Source organism: Pelagibaculum spongiae (assembly GCF_003097315.1).
Taxonomy (GTDB): domain Bacteria; phylum Pseudomonadota; class Gammaproteobacteria; order Enterobacterales; family Pelagibaculaceae; genus Pelagibaculum; species Pelagibaculum spongiae.
This window is the reverse complement of sequence record NZ_QDDL01000005.1, coordinates 273,267-289,202: the sequence shown is the minus strand read 5'-3', so window position 1 is coordinate 289,202 and position 15,936 is coordinate 273,267. Positions and strand designations below refer to the sequence as shown.

At 42.7% G+C, this 15,936-nt stretch carries 15 protein-coding genes and 1 pseudogene; 3 read left to right on the top strand and 13 right to left on the bottom strand.

From position 1 onward, the window contains the following. Positions 1-176 precede the first annotated feature (176 nt). The gene (locus DC094_RS13815) at positions 177-1,196 is read right to left on the bottom strand and encodes an MBL fold metallo-hydrolase (protein ID WP_158527328.1); all 1,020 of its coding nucleotides are present in this window, start codon (positions 1,194-1,196) and stop codon (positions 177-179) included. 482 nt (positions 1,197-1,678) lie between these two features. Here DC094_RS13815 and DC094_RS13810 point away from each other — a divergent pair, with 482 nt between their 5' ends. After that, positions 1,679-2,149 (top strand): GlcG/HbpS family heme-binding protein, encoded by a 471-nt coding sequence (locus DC094_RS13810; protein WP_116687685.1) that lies wholly within the window; start codon positions 1,679-1,681, stop codon positions 2,147-2,149. 82 nt (positions 2,150-2,231) lie between these two features. Here the strand turns inward: DC094_RS13810 and DC094_RS13805 are convergent, their stop codons facing one another. From DC094_RS13805 to DC094_RS13790, 4 genes are all read right to left on the bottom strand, one after another. Next, a complete protein-coding gene (locus DC094_RS13805) occupies positions 2,232-3,314 on the bottom strand; it encodes an ion channel (protein WP_158527327.1) in 1,083 nt (360 codons plus the stop codon). A gap of 27 nt (positions 3,315-3,341) precedes the next feature. Then, a complete protein-coding gene (locus tag DC094_RS13800) occupies positions 3,342-3,692 on the bottom strand; it encodes a hypothetical protein (RefSeq protein ID WP_241504053.1) in 351 nt (116 codons plus the stop codon). Then, positions 3,693-4,337 carry a hypothetical protein gene (locus tag DC094_RS13795; protein WP_116687683.1) on the bottom strand — a complete coding sequence of 215 codons (645 nt, stop codon included), beginning with the start codon at positions 4,335-4,337 and terminating at the stop codon, positions 3,693-3,695. Between the two features lie 186 nt (positions 4,338-4,523). Then, positions 4,524-5,288: a type 1 glutamine amidotransferase family protein gene (locus DC094_RS13790; RefSeq protein WP_116687682.1), complete on the bottom strand. Its 765-nt coding sequence runs from the start codon at positions 5,286-5,288 to the stop codon at positions 4,524-4,526. A 384-nt stretch (positions 5,289-5,672) separates the two neighbouring features. Here DC094_RS13790 and DC094_RS13785 point away from each other — a divergent pair, with 384 nt between their 5' ends. Then, positions 5,673-6,284: a hypothetical protein gene (locus tag DC094_RS13785; protein ID WP_133245556.1), complete on the top strand. Its 612-nt coding sequence runs from the start codon at positions 5,673-5,675 to the stop codon at positions 6,282-6,284. Between the two features lie 168 nt (positions 6,285-6,452). Here DC094_RS13785 and DC094_RS13780 read toward each other — a convergent pair whose 3' ends face one another. Then, a complete protein-coding gene (locus tag DC094_RS13780; RefSeq protein ID WP_116687680.1) occupies positions 6,453-7,457 on the bottom strand; it encodes a class I SAM-dependent rRNA methyltransferase in 1,005 nt (334 codons plus the stop codon). Positions 7,458-7,643: 186 nt separating this feature from the next. Between DC094_RS13780 and DC094_RS13775 the strand changes: the two genes are divergently transcribed. Next, entirely contained in the window at positions 7,644-8,240 is a 597-nt protein-coding gene (locus DC094_RS13775; protein ID WP_206605661.1) for a peptidase U32 family protein, read from the top strand. 35 nt (positions 8,241-8,275) lie between these two features. On the opposite strand, the gene recC is transcribed toward DC094_RS13775, so the two are convergent. The 7 genes and pseudogenes from recC to DC094_RS13745 all read right to left on the bottom strand — a co-directional run bounded on the left by recC (position 8,276) and on the right by DC094_RS13745 (position 15,846). Next, the gene (gene recC / locus DC094_RS13770; protein WP_116687679.1) at positions 8,276-11,836 is read right to left on the bottom strand and encodes an exodeoxyribonuclease V subunit gamma; all 3,561 of its coding nucleotides are present in this window, start codon (positions 11,834-11,836) and stop codon (positions 8,276-8,278) included. 36 nt (positions 11,837-11,872) lie between these two features. Next, on the bottom strand, positions 11,873-12,124 hold the full coding sequence (locus tag DC094_RS13765; protein WP_116687678.1) for a type II toxin-antitoxin system Phd/YefM family antitoxin: 252 nt from the start codon (positions 12,122-12,124) through the stop codon (positions 11,873-11,875). Positions 12,125-12,640: 516 nt separating this feature from the next. Beyond that, positions 12,641-13,051, bottom strand: a pseudogene (locus tag DC094_RS13760) (SDR family NAD(P)-dependent oxidoreductase); the annotation flags it as partial. A gap of 14 nt (positions 13,052-13,065) precedes the next feature. Further along, the gene (locus DC094_RS22140) at positions 13,066-13,239 is read right to left on the bottom strand and encodes a hypothetical protein (RefSeq protein WP_158527326.1); all 174 of its coding nucleotides are present in this window, start codon (positions 13,237-13,239) and stop codon (positions 13,066-13,068) included. 38 nt (positions 13,240-13,277) lie between these two features. Beyond that, positions 13,278-13,814, bottom strand: coding sequence for a GDYXXLXY domain-containing protein (locus tag DC094_RS13755; RefSeq protein WP_116687676.1), 537 nt, complete (start codon positions 13,812-13,814; stop codon positions 13,278-13,280). Further along, on the bottom strand, positions 13,807-15,183 hold the full coding sequence (locus DC094_RS13750; RefSeq protein ID WP_116687675.1) for a DUF2157 domain-containing protein: 1,377 nt from the start codon (positions 15,181-15,183) through the stop codon (positions 13,807-13,809). Before DC094_RS13750 ends, DC094_RS13755 begins: the two co-directional genes overlap by 8 nt. Positions 15,184-15,186: 3 nt before the next feature. Then, complete coding sequence (locus DC094_RS13745) at positions 15,187-15,846, bottom strand: class I SAM-dependent methyltransferase (RefSeq protein ID WP_206605660.1); 660 nt, start codon at positions 15,844-15,846, stop codon at positions 15,187-15,189. Between the last annotated feature and the right edge of the window lie 90 nt (positions 15,847-15,936).

Genomic DNA, 15,936 nt, shown 5'->3' with positions numbered 1-15,936 from the left:
ACCAACAATAAATATTAATATTCTATTGCTTAATTGAATAGCTGTTCCGCGCTTTAATAGTTAATCGCAATTGATCAATTTCATTGGAATAAAAGAATACACAGAACGATTATGTTACGTCAAAAAGCATCGTTAATCACTTCAACAGATAATAACAATAATGTTTTTTTAACCTATTAATTTGATTGGTATGTTTCACCTAGCGGCATTGCGCGGAAGCTATCTACCGAAAGATTATTTTTAACCAATGCTTTCTTTAGGTCGACTGGCGGTTGATCGATTGCTTCAGCAGTTAAAACAAAAGTATTCCAATGAATACCAAATGCTGATTTTGCATTAATATCCTGAAATATTTTCACTGCTTCATCAGGGTTAATATGCTGATACTTCATAAACCAGCGAGGCTGATAAGCCCCAATAGGAATCATCGCTAGGTCGACTTCACCCAACACTTGGCCAATTTGCTTAAACTGCACATCGTTGTAGCCAGTATCACCACCAAACCAAGCAGTAAAGTCTGGCCAGATAAATGCCCAAGCTCCCCAAAGACTCTTGTTAGTATCAAATAGTCCACGGCGAGACCAATGCTGGTTAGGTTGAAACTGAAGTGTCAGGCCTTTGAACCGATACTCACTCCACCAATCTAGTTCCTGAACATTATCAATACCTAAACTAGTGAACCAAGATTTTAACCCCAGCGGCACTAACCATAACGGTTTGTCACCTAGCGCTTTCACAGTATCTTTATCAAGGTGGTCGTAGTGATTATGAGAAATTACCACTAAATCAATTTCAGGCAGATCCTCAAGTTTGATAGCAACTGGGGTGTAACGTTTTGGTCCAGCGAACTGAACTGGAAATGCTCGTTCGGAAAAAATAGGGTCGGTCAGAATATTCAGCCCTTGGTATTGCAGTAAAACGGTCGAGTGGCCAATCAAAGTGGCTTGTGGTTTTTCTGAGGGATTATCTATTTTTTGTAGATCCGCTTTTTGCCAAAACTTTCGATAATTTACTGGCTCATCTGGCCAGCTCAAGTCACCAAAATAGCGTGTTTTTAAAAAAGCAACAACGCTAGGTTCAAGATCTAAATAAGGGTTAGTAAATCCTGATTCTGTGTGGTGAGATTTGTCTTGTTGTAGTTTACTGAGCAGACTGTCTTCGGCAAAAGCAACGCCACAGACATTCGAAATCAACAAAGATAAAATCCAAAAAAAACATGTTCTCATAAATTAAAGGTCTCGATAAATAAAATAAGATGCCTGAGCAGTCTGTACGTTAGCCTTCAACCCTAACAGCTTAGTTGCTTAGTTCTAAAGGAAACTAAAAAACTAGAATAATCAAAATAGTCGCAACTAGTGGAAGGAAACTTCCGTCAGCTAACCCTCAATTGACACATCAAAGAGAGTAACTGCTCATAAATTTTTTCTTTCAATAAGCTCTTTTCTCTTAAGTCATATTACCTGAATACATACCTTTCGTAGCATATATTCATACCAGGTATCATACCAAAACTTTAGCTTAAACTTTTATATCAATTAGTAGCAAGAATTTAATATAGCTGACATTTTAATTATAAAACTTACTGGTAAGTGATATTAGGGTAAATATTTAAGATGAATGAATGTTTCATTTTAAAAAAAATGGTACATTGTGCTGTCATTAGAAAAAGGATTCGACAATGAAATTAGTAGTAGTCTCTGCTTTGTTAGCCAGCGCATTATTAGTAACTACTTCGGCTCAAGCTGAAGCATCTCGTCCATACTTAACTGCCGAGAAAGCACAAGCTGGTATTCAGGCTTGTATGACTCTAGCAAAAGAAAAAGGCTGGAACATGTCGATGGTTATTGTCGATCGCGGCATGGATGTTCGAGCTTCGATGCGGATGGATGAGGCATTACCCGCTTCATATACCGGCGCAACTTTAAAAGCTGAAACTTCACTTTCTTGGGGAATGCCTACCGGAAAGGTTTATGAAATCACTCAAAAACAACCAGTTTTTAACCAATTCCCAGGCCTACTACCAATCGGTGGCGGTGAGCCAGTATTCTCTAAGGATAAAAAACTGATTGCAGCCATCGGTATTGCCGGTGGTTATATCCAGCATGACGAAGCCTGCGCTAAAGCTGCCGTAGCAGCGATGAGCAAATAGTCTTCGCTATATTTGAATGAAAAAGGCGCTAAAATAATTTTTAGCGCCTTTTTTATGTCTGTTGTTAGTAGTTTAACCAATGCTAGAAAATACCTTCCAGACAATTTTTATCTACATCGCAAGCAGAATCTTGTAAAAGCAGTAAACCTTTAGCATTCACTATTTCTTCAAATGGTGGCTGGCTAATTACTTGGTCGTCATTCGAAACATAAGCCAATGGCGTTCCAATACCTACCTCAAGTAACTTACCGCAAATTGACTTCCAACTATGGTCACTAATTGAGATATCGACACGAACGATATGTACACCATCTTGAGTAAATAAGTTTTCTAGTAACTGCTCTGAGCCTGGTGTTACCAAGCTTCGTACCAGCATTTCCGGGTGCGCTCGTAGTGCCCGCATAACTGAACTGGCACCTAGTCGCTTAAAGCGCTCCCGGTTTTCATCTCGAACAAATTCACAAGCAATCGTTGCTGGATATTGATTGCTAGCAAACCGATCGAGTAAATCGAAGGTCAGTAAATCTGAGCTATCCATAAATGCATTTTGCGCCAATAACAATATATAAGCAGCATGTTGCGCCGAGGCATCGGCTAAGGCATGGTTATCTTGCGCATTACCGTGAACGTGCACCATACCGAGCTTAAGTAGTTTATCTGGCAGGCCATTCTCGAACTGGTCTGAAATAAGTACCACCGGCATATCGGCAAAAGTAGGCACTTTTCTTAGCTCAATTAATAGACGGTGCAAATAGCTAATCGTGTCATTGGCTGGTGCATTAACCAGTACAATATGCTCTTTCATTTTCCAGTCCCATTGCCCGCGCATTTTGCGCTCACGGTGTTGAATTCTTAAGTCGATAAAATCGCCCGCTAGCTGCGCCAGTACAAAAATACCAGCCAGATACAAAAAGGCTACCGTGGCCAACCGGCCACCTGCAGTGCTAGCTGAGATATCACCATAACCCACCGTGGTGAGCGTGGTGGCGGTAAGCCACAAGGCATCACCCAACGACATACCTTCCAGCCAACTAATTGTAAGGGTATGAGCGCCTGCTAGCATAAACAACAAAACCAACATTCGCCGAATACGCGCAGTTAGCCGAGTATTCAGCTGCTCACGCAAGTGTTGAATTTTTGATCGTCGAAGCGAAAAAAAGAGCATATGTTGCCAAGCCATTCTGGAGATTAGTTATTTTTTCTTTTCTGCCCAAGCTTTCAACTCTGCAGCTGCCTGCTGGCGAATTGCATGGGTATCGGCTGGATCGAGATTATAGCGTTCTGCCATCATTTTTTGATCTTCCGGCGTTAAAGACATGGTTAAGCGAGGGCGAACCCGTCTGCTTTTCACCGGTAGATCAAGAATTTTTCGAAGCATATCAGAAGGAGAGATATCCTGATCGACTGCTTTTTTTCGAATATTCCGTTGAATATCTGCAGTCAGATCAAAAGCCACCTGAATCGCTTTTAATGCATCTAGCGACCCTTGCCAGCGAGATGGCAAAGCATCTGAACCATTAATGTTGGATGTTTTATCGGTCATTTATTTACTGCCTGCTGGCCAAAGTTCACGAATACGATGAAGCGGTTCTAAGCGAACTAGGGAAACATCGGTTTCACCACTTTCATAGACTTCAATTTCTATCGCATGGCTGCCTTGGTCATTTTCCAGCCAATAAGCCTGATAAGATTCACCAGAATTAGCCGGTGGCGCGCTTTGGCGGTAATCGCTATTTTCGTGCAAATAAGCAGGTTCTGCGTCTTCTTCTTCGACATAAGCATCATCACTCCACTCAGCTAAATCAGCCGGTGCCTGCTGGCGCTGTAAGCGAGTACCATTTCCCTCACCAAATACTTCTGCGAACTGTTCTAGGTCGAATAGTTGACCGACTTGCTCACGAGTAATAGGGCGGGAGAAAGCCAGTTGTTCAGTACCACTATCTTTTTCGATAGATAGATAACGCGTTTCACCGTTTTCACCCTGTAAGGTAAAAACCGCCTGGCGAGAATGCTCATATTCACAGGTACTAATGCCATCTACCGTGAACATCACGCCGCGCAAATCTTTTGGCAGAGAAAAACTATCATCCAGCTGAATCATATCGCCAGTTTGTAAATCTCGGGCGTGCTCTAATGTTCTTGCTGCAGGTGGTTTGCTTCCAAACAGGCTCTTGAACTTATTGAACATGAAATAAACCTCTAGCGCGGTATTTAATTCCAGAGTTGAAGGCCGTCGGCTAAACCAACGGCATTCAAATATACCTGTGTTATACGGTAATCAGTCAAAACTACGCAAGCCAAACCGGCATAAACTGTCACTCAGGCTATGTCAGCGAAGCTGATTTCAGAGGAAACATCGCTAGCAAAAATACAGTTAATGCAGGCGATGTCTTTGTAAGCAAGGCTCAGGAATCACTAATTCTTGCTCTATTTCATCATCAATCGGTGTTAAACAGCTCATTGGCATGCCAATCGGTTCTAATTTGAAACCTGGGTGAATAATCACTGCACCGCCATAGCAAACCCCTAAACCCACCATCGGTTGATCTTTTTTGGTCAGGGTATTAATCCATTCTTTTAATTGCGGTTGTGGCTCGGCTTCTTCTTGTAGGCGAATCATTGCCGGAATCAGTTCCAAACCGGGCATTAACGAGTCACCACTGGCATCCTCCTGCCAATAACCCAAGCTCTCTGCACCGTCAGCCACCGCCATCACAGTCACGCCTTGCTCAACTACTTCATGGATCATGTCGAATAGCTGGCTTTTAAAGAAGGTTTGTCGCTCAGATAAACTATTGCTGCCAATAATGACCAACAAATCAGCATCAAATAACCACTCTTTTTCCGTTTGGTCTGGGTGGGCACTTACCAAACGGCAATCGGTAACTCCTAGTTGCTTCATCGCCACAATCACCGAAGAAAATTCCAGCCCCAGCTGCTCGACCCTTTGGTCAATGCTGACGCAGGCAACTCTAGGATCGGGGGTTTCACAGTAATCCAATAATCGGGTCAACCAGAGCTTGTCTCCATCTAGCCCTTGGGTAGAACGCAGCAGATCACAATCACCTAAAAGAAAAACTGGCTTGCTTAATTTAGTTTGAGAAGGGTTCATCCGTACATCCCCATTTTCTTTAGCCATTGGTCTTGATAACGCCTATCGCTGTAAATATACCCAAACCAAGCTGGAGTTAAAAACATCTTTAGGCACAGACTGTTAGTTCTAGACTGAACCTAAGCACTTACATCCATGTAAGCGAGGAATTGATTAAAGTGGCTTGGGTATCTGAGCGCTACCGCACAACACAAGATTAGATCATGTTGCAGAATATAACTGCTCCGAGTAGGCATATCTCTGTACTGGCTGGTCTGGCCAGTTCTATTTATTACAGAGATGTCTAGTCAATTTAAAGGCAGGGACGCTTTTTATTTTTAAAAAAAATCTTATTGGTTAGTAATTTTTGCTGTTTTTTTAATTACTCCTTATATTTCGATACAATTATTTCATATGGATAGATAATATAAAATGGATGCTCTTAAAAAATCTCTTAATTTATTATATGAAACAGAAAATAAATCATTTAATTACATTCGGAATAGAAAAAAAACAGCAGCAAGCGGCTACTGCTTTGGTTCTTGCATGGCTTTTTTGATAAACATAGAAAACATTGACTTTTCGAAAGAAAGCTTCCGCCTTGAGTTAATAAAATCCAAGCCTAAGCCGCTACAATCAATGATAAATCAAAGAATCTATGAGGGTGCTTCAATAAAAGAAAAAATTATGGGGGAATATAGGTACTCAGTATTCCTTGGATACATATTTATATTGATTGAAAGTATGTATGCTTCTCGCCTTTCTTCATTTTTAATGATGAATTTAATTGAAGACGAAGATTTTACTTTCCTTGTGTCGCCACGCAATGAAACTCATTCTTTTTTTATTTTAAGTAGAAAAAATATTATTCTATTATTTGAACCAAGCCTAGGGCTTTCTATCTATGAGGCAAACAGAGAAGGTGTTGAGGAAATAATTAAATACTTAATAAAATTAGAAAGCTTAGTAAAGAACATTTCATTCCCTTTTTTCATTGATGAAGTAAGGTATATCGATAAAGAACTTCAAGAGCGAATAATTTGAAGAAAGAAATGATTTATCTATATAAAAAATAGCTGCAAACAATTGATCCTTTATCTTATGTTTCTTTACCTACACTGGGCCTCACTTAGCTTGAAATAGGCAATGCCAAGTACGGCACTGCCCAATATATTATTCTCTAAAACGGTAAGATGATTTAATTCTGCACCGTTACAGCTGACAAATCGCAATCTTCAATGGCGGGTTGCCATCTGGGCTGGGGAAGTCACTATCGGGTAATAAAACCTCAATGCTCTTTAACGGACGGCCCGCTTTTATTGCACAGCGCTGTAGTAATTCAAGCCATTCATCTCGATCAACTTGAGCCACATTATTACAACAAATTAACTGCCCACCCTCTTTGGTAGCCAATAAACTGGGTTTAAATAATGATTGATAATCACGAATTAAATCAACATTACCAAAAGCACTTTTCGCCCAGCGAGGCGGATCTAAAAATACCAGATCAAATTGTTCGGCGGCGTGCCTAGGATAACTAGGTAATTTCTTATTACGGCGAGTGGTAATTGGCAGCTTGGCAAATTGTTTAATCGCCGGGAATACATCTGACTGAATAAACTCAACTTGCGTTAAATCATTTAGCTGGGCGTTTTCGATACCGACTGCCAAAGATGATTCAGCAAAATCGACATTCACTACACGTTTTGCACCACCAACAGCAGCGGCAATACCAATACCACAGGTATAAGAAAATAAATTCAACACCGTTTTACCGGCACAATTTTCTTTAACGTAACGGCGACCTGCCCGTAAATCTAAAAATAACCAGGGATCTTGGCCTTGGTGACGACCTTGTACCCGATAGTTAATCCCCAATTCATGGCCAATCAGTGGTGTGCGATCAAGCTGATTCTGCTCGCTAACCGTCTCTTTAATACGAGAATTACTTGGGCTTCGATCATTATAAACTAGGTGCAAGTCTGGAAATTGTTGCGCTGAAAACTGCTTCACTTGAGCATATTGATCATCGCTCAATGCTTCATGAAAAGTCTGAAGAATCAGCAAAGGGCCGTAGCGATCTAGCGTAGTGCCTGCCAAACCCTCATTGGTGCCGTGGAAAATTCGATAGCAATCAGTGTTTTCTTTTTGCCATTGCGCTTGGAGTTCTGAGCGGCTTAGCCAAGCTTGGCTCAAAAGATTTAATAATTCATTCATAGGAGAAGTTTACCAGATTGAAACTGCTGTCGCGATGGCAAGCTTTCCCGATTCATCGCTTCAATCCACTATTTCAATCGGTATCTAACCTGCCTCAATGACACTTAATTAACAGTCGATTAGAATGGTAAGCCTTGCATGTGACAATCGATTTTATATTAGGCAGTTATCCATGGCAGTAGACTCGTGAGAATTATTAGCACCCGGCGGCGCAAAGCGGCGATTATTGCCGGTGCCAATGCAGTTTACTGTGGGCTCGATCATTTTAATGCCCGAACCCGTGCCGCCAACATCAGCTTTGATAACCTCAATGGCTTACTGAATCTGGCTCACCAGCACCAATGCCAAATTTTTCTCACCTTAAATGTGGTTGTGGTTGAGCAAGAGCTACCGGCATTGTTCAAGTTGCTTAATCAACTGGTCAATACGGCTATTGATGGTGCTATCGTTCAAGATATCGGGCTGTTTTATTTACTAAAACATTATTTCCCCAGTCTTGATGTACATGCATCAACTCAGGTGACCACTCATAATGCCGGGCAAATTGGCTTTGTTAGCCAGCTTAACGCCAGCCGAGTGAATTTATCTCGAGAGCTCAACCTGGTTGAAATTGCCGAGTTATCTCCAATCGCTCACCAGCACAACATGCTGATTGAAGTATTTGTTCACACCACACTGTTAAAACAATTCCAGTCGCTATTAAATCAGCAAGAAGATGCAGCAGAGCTGCTGCATCAGCACATAAAACCGACGGCTAATAATCAATATCTGAAGGGTTTGTAATGCTAGGAGCGCAGGCGATTCGCCTAAGCTTCCAATTATTGCGGATCAGTCGCTTCCATCATCGGCAGTAATAACTGCTCGGCCAGTTGTTCAAATAAGTCGCTCTGGAACGGATGGTTTGTTTGATCCGTTTGACCAAAAGCCGCCAGCATCCACGGGTCATCTTTTTCAGCTGGATCTTTTCCCCACAGGGTTCTGCGGCCATCCAGCCAATCACCAATCGCGGCATTAACTGCCGGTTGATGCTCTAGTGGTTTGCGTTTAGCCAAGCGTTTATCCAGATACACTTCGACAGTTCGCCGTGCGAACGGCAATGGCTGCTGTTGGCCAATTAACCAGAAATTAAGCCATTGCTGCAATATCTGCTTCGCTGTATCGGCTTCAATTTTTGGCAATTCAATTTGATGATCAATACAAACAAATTGACTATTTTTTGCAACAACCGGCGCTTCAACTTCAGAATTACTATCAGCAGCACATAACAGTAAATGCGGTAACCAAAGGCAAATTCGGTCGCGTAAATTAATGCCGGTTTTTCGAGTCGGCCGCCACAATACTCGGCCACAAGAATAAAGATGGTCAATTCGACCGCTAATTTGAAAACGGTCAATTGAATTTAATTGTGAATTTGCCGAGGGTAATAACTGCGATAGCGCTGAAGTATCGATATCCAATATTAAATCAATCGCTTGATCATCTACTGGCTTGTTGATATCTGCTGGCAAGTGCTCCAACAGCGCATCGACATCGACCGTTAACTTTTGATGATGTAACTGGGCAAAGCTATCGCCGGGTAATTCACCTTGGGCCTGATACAAACTAAAGCTATCTTGGCTATCACCGGTTAAGCGGCGCTTTATTGCATCATCTAATAGTTGATAACGCTCTTTACCAGCTAAATCAAAACTTTCTCGATCTTCTGGTAAATTAAATCGTTCATCGAGATATAAACCGTAACGATTTTTTAATAATCCACGTACCGGATTACAGAAAAACTCGACCAATTGCGTAACATTAATCGCAATCAATTGGCTGGTTTCTGCTGCAGATTTGTCAGCTGATTCTTCAAGTGATTTTTCCGGTAGCAACGAACTCGCCTTACCTAAACCGGGCCATAGCTGCTGCTGGCCTAATATTCCGGCCAGTTCTCTGGCTTGTGCTGAATAGCTTTGGGCGCTGCTCATTGTGGCAGTTTCAGCAGTATTGCTATCAGTTTCAGAAAAATAGCGCGGGCTAAATGGTTGCAGCGGATGATTATCGATTAATTGCTGCAATAGCGGCTGACCGTTTTGATCTTGCCAACCCTGTTCAATTAAATCTTGCAGTTCACTGACCAGAATTGAAGGTGGCCGATATTGGTTGTCGCGAATGCCTTGGCCAACATAGCTGACATAAAGCTGCTGACGCGCTGAAAGCAAAGCTTCGAGGAATAAATATCGGTCTTCATCTCGCTGGCTTCGGTCGCCTTGTCGGCCCTGGTGGCGAATTAAATCAAAACCAGCACGGCGGTCTTGTCGAGGAAATGCCGTTTCATCCATTCCCAGCAAACAAATCACTTTAAATGGAATCGCCCGCATCGGCACTAATTGACAAAAAGTGACTTGGCCAGTTAAAAAGTTGCCTGGTTGAATCGCTTGCGATAACGCACGATCAAGCCAAATTCGCACCACTTCCAATGATAATGGCTTGTCATACCCAGCGGCCGTTGTAGTGTGTTCTAGCCGCTGAATACCATTTAACAAAAACTGGTAACTAGCGGCTTGGTCTTGGTCGGGGCTAATAAAATTAGCCACCAATGCCGATAATTTTTCTCGCCATTGGCTGGAATTAAAGCTGCCTTCTAGTTGTTGCAACCGCTCGAACAATTGGTCGATAAATAAACATAATCTGGCTAGCAATTGTGCTGATTCACCTTCTGCCGCATCGATGGGTGCAATCGGTAATTCACCAGGCTGTTCGCTATTAAATAATTCACAGCCCGCCGAGAATGCATCTTGAGAACTATTAGGTGGCATGGCATAACCGAGAATTAATCTATCTAAACCATTGCGCCAGGTATGGCGAGCCTCGCCGTCCATATTCAAGCTTTGTAAATGTGCTGCGTCGCGCCCCCAGCGAATGCCTGCTTTATCGACCCAGTGACGCAATTTCGGTAATTGGTCTTCTTCGATGCCGAATTTTTCAGCCAAAGGTCGATATTCCAGTAAATCGAGCACTTCAACTGCGCCAAAGCGACCACCGGCCAAACCTAGCAAACCATTAAAAGCCTGAATTAACGGCGACATTGCCGCCTGACGACGGTCGGCCACCGAGCTAGGAATACGCTGCTGCCAGCTTTCTGGGCTATTAAATACCGCTTCGATTAATGGCGCATAAGATTCAATATCGGGCATCATCACCAGCACATCGGCTGGCTGTAAATCTGGCTCGCTATCAAACAGTTTTAATAGCTGATCATGCAATACTTCCACTTCACGCAACGGGCTGTGCGCCGAGTGAAATACAATCGACCGGTCATTTTGTTGCCAAGTGTTCACTGGGTTTTTATCTCGGCCGGGGCATTGCAGGTCAAGAATCGATTGCTGAATTGCGCTTAATAAACTGACTGGCTGGTTGCTATCGGCCACATCATGGTTATCAAAAAATTCACCTTGTGGATCCATTTGTTGGTGATTTAGCAATCGCTGGAAATCTTGGCCCATCCGGCCCCAGCTGGCTAACAGCGGGTGGCTTTGGTCAAGATGCAATAAATCATCATCACGCAATAATAACTTGGCAGCATTTTTTAAGTTAATGCTGGCGGCACGTCGGTCACTTACCAAATCATCCCAGAATTTTTCACATGGGTTGAGCAAAAAACAATGCACATCAATTAAATCGGCAAGCTTTACGAATGCCATAAAATGCGACACCGGCATTGCTGGAATACCAAATAAAATAATTCGCTCAGGTACGCCTGCTTCTTTGACCATTTCCGGGGTCGCGGTTTCTAGCCATTCCAGCAATAAACCGGTTCGGTGATCGGTGCCTAATTGCTCAGTAATTTGCCGCCATAGCTGTGGTTGCCAATGCGCAGCTTGGTCTTCCATTTGCTCTAATGGATTTTCACCGGCTTCCCATAAGCTAATCCAGTCCGGGCGATAGACCAGATATTGGTCATAGGTGTCGGCAATTTTGTCTGATAACTGAAATAACCGCAGCTGCGGTTCATCACCGTCCAGATATTGTGCCAAAGGCGCTAACACCGAATCAGCCGCAATTGTCGGTTGATTGTCTGCCTGTTCAGCATCTGCCAACAAAGGCTGCAACTGACCCATCACGCTCCACACCAAAGCATCCAAGGCAAATGGTGAAGTTTCTGGCAAGGGCTTCATGGCGTTAAACAACTGCCATATTAGCGCCGAAGGAAAGGGATATTTCGCATTGGCCTGAATACCAAACCGCTCTGCCAACGACTGAGATAACCAGCGCGCCATACCTTGCGACTGCACCACAAACTGCTCGGCAGCCATTGGATCTTTTAGCGGTGTTTCAAGGATTTGGCATAGCTGCTGGAACATATGCTCCAGCCGATTGGATTGGTATAGATGAAGCATTGGGTCAGTCCAGGTGGTTTCAGGCGCAGGGGCAGTTTACGGTAACAAGTCTTGCTCAACTAGCTTACCAGCTTGGTATTGAGAAATTGATCGGTTGAGATGCTCAGCATTGGCGGGAGATCGCAGCAAATATACGCTTTCCATTAGACCGTTGTAGCAATCTAGAGACATCACTACCGCATTTTTTGCATTCTTTCGGCGAATCAGCGTGGTATTGGCATCATTAATCACACCATCCAGCACAGCTTCGAGGTTATTACTTGCCTCGGAGAAAGAGACTATTTTCATGACTACACCCCTATTGCTATACCAAGTTTGTACTTTTTACCGAAGAAATAAACCTACTCCAATTTGATTGGCAATAGCCATCAAATTTTCAAATAGTAGAAATCAGTTGGCTATCATGGCCCCCTAATCATCCAGTTGAACAGCGAAGTTAATAATGATTAATAAAGTACCGTATCCCACGTCCTACACCTTCAACCCGAAGACAGCCTTTCAAAAGTAAGTCGCCCAAGTCGCGAGTAGTAGTTGCTTTAGCACATTTGGCTAAAGCGGCATATTTTTGAGCGCTAATATTGTTTGGGAAGCCTTCTTTACCTGCTTTGAAGACTTTATTCTGACAGACAAAATCAAGCCATTACTTGTGTTGCTAGACATATGAATTTCTTACTTAATTCGTCATGTGAGCCGCAAATGATAGGTTTGCGGCTCATTATTGGGGGTTATTTGATGCGGAAATGCAAATTTTGCGGCTTATGTTGATTGATCTAATGCAAGCAAGATGGTTGTTGATCGGTCAAGTTAACCCACCGAATCCTTCACACTTTCCACTGGCCTTCTAACAATCCAATTCATTAGTCGAGTTGAAAGTCGATTAACCCAATAGGCGAGCCAACCATCGGCACCGGGAATAATTAACCAAGGGTTGGAATGCAGTTTTTTCAGCACGATTTTAGCCACCGCTTCAGGCTCCATTGGCACTAGCTTTTCTTCGGTTTTTAATACTGCATCTGGCTTGTGTATATTTTCTGTTTCTAGGCCGGGCGTTTTGGTGTTGAGTGGGCAGAGCAAAGAAACTTTTATATTAAATGGCTTTAATTCAATTCTCAGGGCACGGCTAAAACCTTTAACTGCAAATTTACTGGCGCTGTAGCCGGTATAACCAAACAGAGGAATAAAACCAGCAATTGAAGCGGTATTAATAATATGCCCCTTGCCAGCTTTTCTTAAAAAAGATTCACTGAAGCTTGCAGTTTTTGCTCGCTACGCGAAACAATCACCACATCGGTGCCACGCAGTATTAGAGCTTCAGCTATCGCTAAACCGATACCTTCTGAGCCACTAAATATCCACGCACTTCGATTGTTAAAGCTTCGATCCTTGATATTTTTATTGTTCATAAATAATCTATTATTTATTGTTTTTTATTTAGTTGGAGTTAATGATTCGCTTCTATCGATTCAATTCGAGCTTGGCCATTGTCGGCGACTTTAAGTACCGCAACGCCACTCTTGTCACGAAGCTGCGCTTCCAATGCCAAGGCTTTGTCTTTCGGTGCAAACCAAGCTTCTACACCATATTTGATGCGAAAAACTTTGGGCTCGCGCCAAGAAATCATCTGCGCCATACGACCTCGCAAGAAAACACCACCTGCCGGTGTTTCAAGGCTCACGCTGTCCAAAACCCAAAGATTATCAGCAGATGGCTTTAGGCTAGCATAAACAATTTCACCTTCGCGGAGTAATTCCGGCTGTTCAAATTTATCCGCAGAAACTTGTGAAAATGGATAAGTAATTTGTGCATAATTGCCACGAAATAGTGAACGAGGGTCGACCGGATTCATTTTTACCCGAATTTGTTGGCCGGTCCAAAGCGGAATAGCAGACTTGATCAAAATTCCAGCAAGAATACAGCCCTGTAACAATATAAACACCAGCAACCACTTGCCGACAGAAGACTTATTGGAATCACTCATGATTCAGCCCTCCAGCTTGCCCACCATGGTTTGTTTTATTGCCTAGCTGCTTATCGGCATGATATTTCCAAAATTTGGCAGCAGCCAACAAGATTATTGCAAACACCATAAATAGCACTGCGCCACCGATATAATCACCAATTAAATCGAAATATCTGAGTAAAGCAGTGATTAAAATAGTAGTGACACCGAAGTAAAAGTAGTGAGAAGTGCCGCTTTGAATACCTCGAATAATCAAGCCACAGCCCACTACAACTAGCAATAAGTTATCGATGATTTGTAAATGCTGCGCGTAGTAATCGACATCAATAATAGCTGGTGCTAACAATAATATTCCTACTAATAACCCCAGAATCAAAAAAGTAATGGTTTGCCTATTTTTTCTATTCTGCCAGCTCAAGCCAAGGGTAATTACAATTGCTAGTAAATAGAATATTGCTGCAGAAGCCAGGTTATCCCAATCGGCTTCTATCATATCTTGCCAGGGATCTTCGAAACTGAGAATCAGCAAGCTAAAAATTGCGAAACGTAAGCTCCACAAAGCAAGGGCCGCGGCATAATCTTTAGCTTTGACCGATTGGCAAGTCGCCAACTTTTGGCTCAAACCATAAATAAACACAAACAGCCCAGCAGTGACCAAAACATGCTCTACATGCCAGCCAAGATAGAAACTTCCAATTCCATTCTGGCTCAGCGACCACAGCCAGCCAAAACTAGATTCAACCCAATAACCAATGGCGAACACACTACCAAACAATATGATTAAACTGCTGGGTGAACGATAGAGAAACCAAAGCAAACTGATGGCAAAAGGAAAGAATGCTAAAGGATAAAAACCAAGGCTAGATTCAAGTAGTAAATAAACAGTCGATAGCAGCAGTGTTTGCAGCATCAAAATACGGCTTTGCGTTAGCATCGCCAATGGCAAACAACCGAAAGCCCACCAATAGATACCATCGGGCATATGCTCACCCAAATGATAAATCTGAGCAATTAATATAATTGATGCGCCGTAAAACATATTACCAAGAAAAAACACACCCGTTGCAGAAGACTGCAGGCCTTGTCGCCACTTGTGCCAACCAAACAGCTGGGTCAATAGGGTTAAACCAATCAGTGAGCCCATTCGAACTGCACGGGGAATGTCATCCCAGTTGGCACCAATCAATGTAATTAGCGACAGGCCAATAAACAGGAAACCCAGCCCCACCAGCATTCGATAGCCAAATGAATGTACTTGTGCCTGATGATAATCAACACCATATTGCTGACAAATTTGCTCTGCTTGTTGTTGCTCAATGATGCCGGACTCAACCCACTGGGCTGATTCTTTCGCCAAGTCATTTTTTAATAAGCGTATCAGGCGCATGTTTTATCTCTTGATCGCTAAAATATGAAAGCTATGCCAATGCTTAGCAGTGCCTATCGCAGTAGTTCCATCTTCATTTCGCTCTTTAATCTTAACAATCTCAAAATTTTTAAATAATGCGTCCACTTCTTTTCTAGTAAATGCAGATACATTAAATTCAGGATCATTTACCCAGCTGTCATCTACTCCAAGTAAATCTACATGAATAATTCCGCTAGATTTTAATGCAGTGACTATGTTTTTCCAGCTAGTGGGAAAATCTGCTTCGGGGCAAAAAAACAAACTGGCATTGGCGATAAGCAAGTTAGCTTCGGGGTATTGGTAGTCAGCAAAATTACTTACCATAAAATGAGCATGAGGCTGGTCGACAAAGCGTTGTAGGCACACTTCTATTGCTTGTTCGGCATTGTCAAAACCAAACACGCTAAAGCCTTGTTCAAGCAACCAAGCACTGTCGCGACCAATTCCGCAGCCGCAATCAACCGCAACGGTTGCTGCTGGCTCCATTAGTTGTTGCTGTTTAAGCAACGCTACCGCTCTTTCTGTTGATGGCCGCTGGGGGTACTCCAAAACTTGCTGGTAATAGGTATGCCAGTCGTTAGGGGTAAATTGGTTTGGTTGCTTTTTTGGCTGAAGGCTATTGTTTTTAGAAATATCTGACACCGGTAAAACCGCCTGCTTTTCTAGTTTGAAGTTAAGCTATCAAAGCCTTATCGGCAAAGCCAGCCAGCCAATATTGCACAAACGCAAATT

Excerpts from the sequence above, each read along its gene's own strand:
- DC094_RS13810 (WP_116687685.1), top strand. The coding sequence starts at position 1,679 with ATGAAATTAGTAGTAGTCTCTGCTTTGTTAGCCAGCGCATTATTAGTA.
- DC094_RS13785 (WP_133245556.1), top strand. The coding sequence starts at position 5,673 with ATGGATGCTCTTAAAAAATCTCTTAATTTATTATATGAAACAGAAAAT.
- DC094_RS13780 (WP_116687680.1), bottom strand. The coding sequence starts at position 7,457 with ATGAATGAATTATTAAATCTTTTGAGCCAAGCTTGGCTAAGCCGCTCA.
- recC (WP_116687679.1), bottom strand. The coding sequence starts at position 11,836 with ATGCTTCATCTATACCAATCCAATCGGCTGGAGCATATGTTCCAGCAG.
- DC094_RS13765 (WP_116687678.1), bottom strand. The coding sequence starts at position 12,124 with ATGAAAATAGTCTCTTTCTCCGAGGCAAGTAATAACCTCGAAGCTGTG.
- DC094_RS22140 (WP_158527326.1), bottom strand. The coding sequence starts at position 13,239 with ATGAACAATAAAAATATCAAGGATCGAAGCTTTAACAATCGAAGTGCG.
- DC094_RS13805 (WP_158527327.1), bottom strand. The coding sequence starts at position 3,314 with ATGCTCTTTTTTTCGCTTCGACGATCAAAAATTCAACACTTGCGTGAG.
- DC094_RS13750 (WP_116687675.1), bottom strand. The coding sequence starts at position 15,183 with ATGCGCCTGATACGCTTATTAAAAAATGACTTGGCGAAAGAATCAGCC.
- DC094_RS13800 (WP_241504053.1), bottom strand. The coding sequence starts at position 3,692 with ATGACCGATAAAACATCCAACATTAATGGTTCAGATGCTTTGCCATCT.
- DC094_RS13790 (WP_116687682.1), bottom strand. The coding sequence starts at position 5,288 with ATGGCTAAAGAAAATGGGGATGTACGGATGAACCCTTCTCAAACTAAA.
- DC094_RS13795 (WP_116687683.1), bottom strand. The coding sequence starts at position 4,337 with ATGTTCAATAAGTTCAAGAGCCTGTTTGGAAGCAAACCACCTGCAGCA.
- DC094_RS13755 (WP_116687676.1), bottom strand. The coding sequence starts at position 13,814 with ATGAGTGATTCCAATAAGTCTTCTGTCGGCAAGTGGTTGCTGGTGTTT.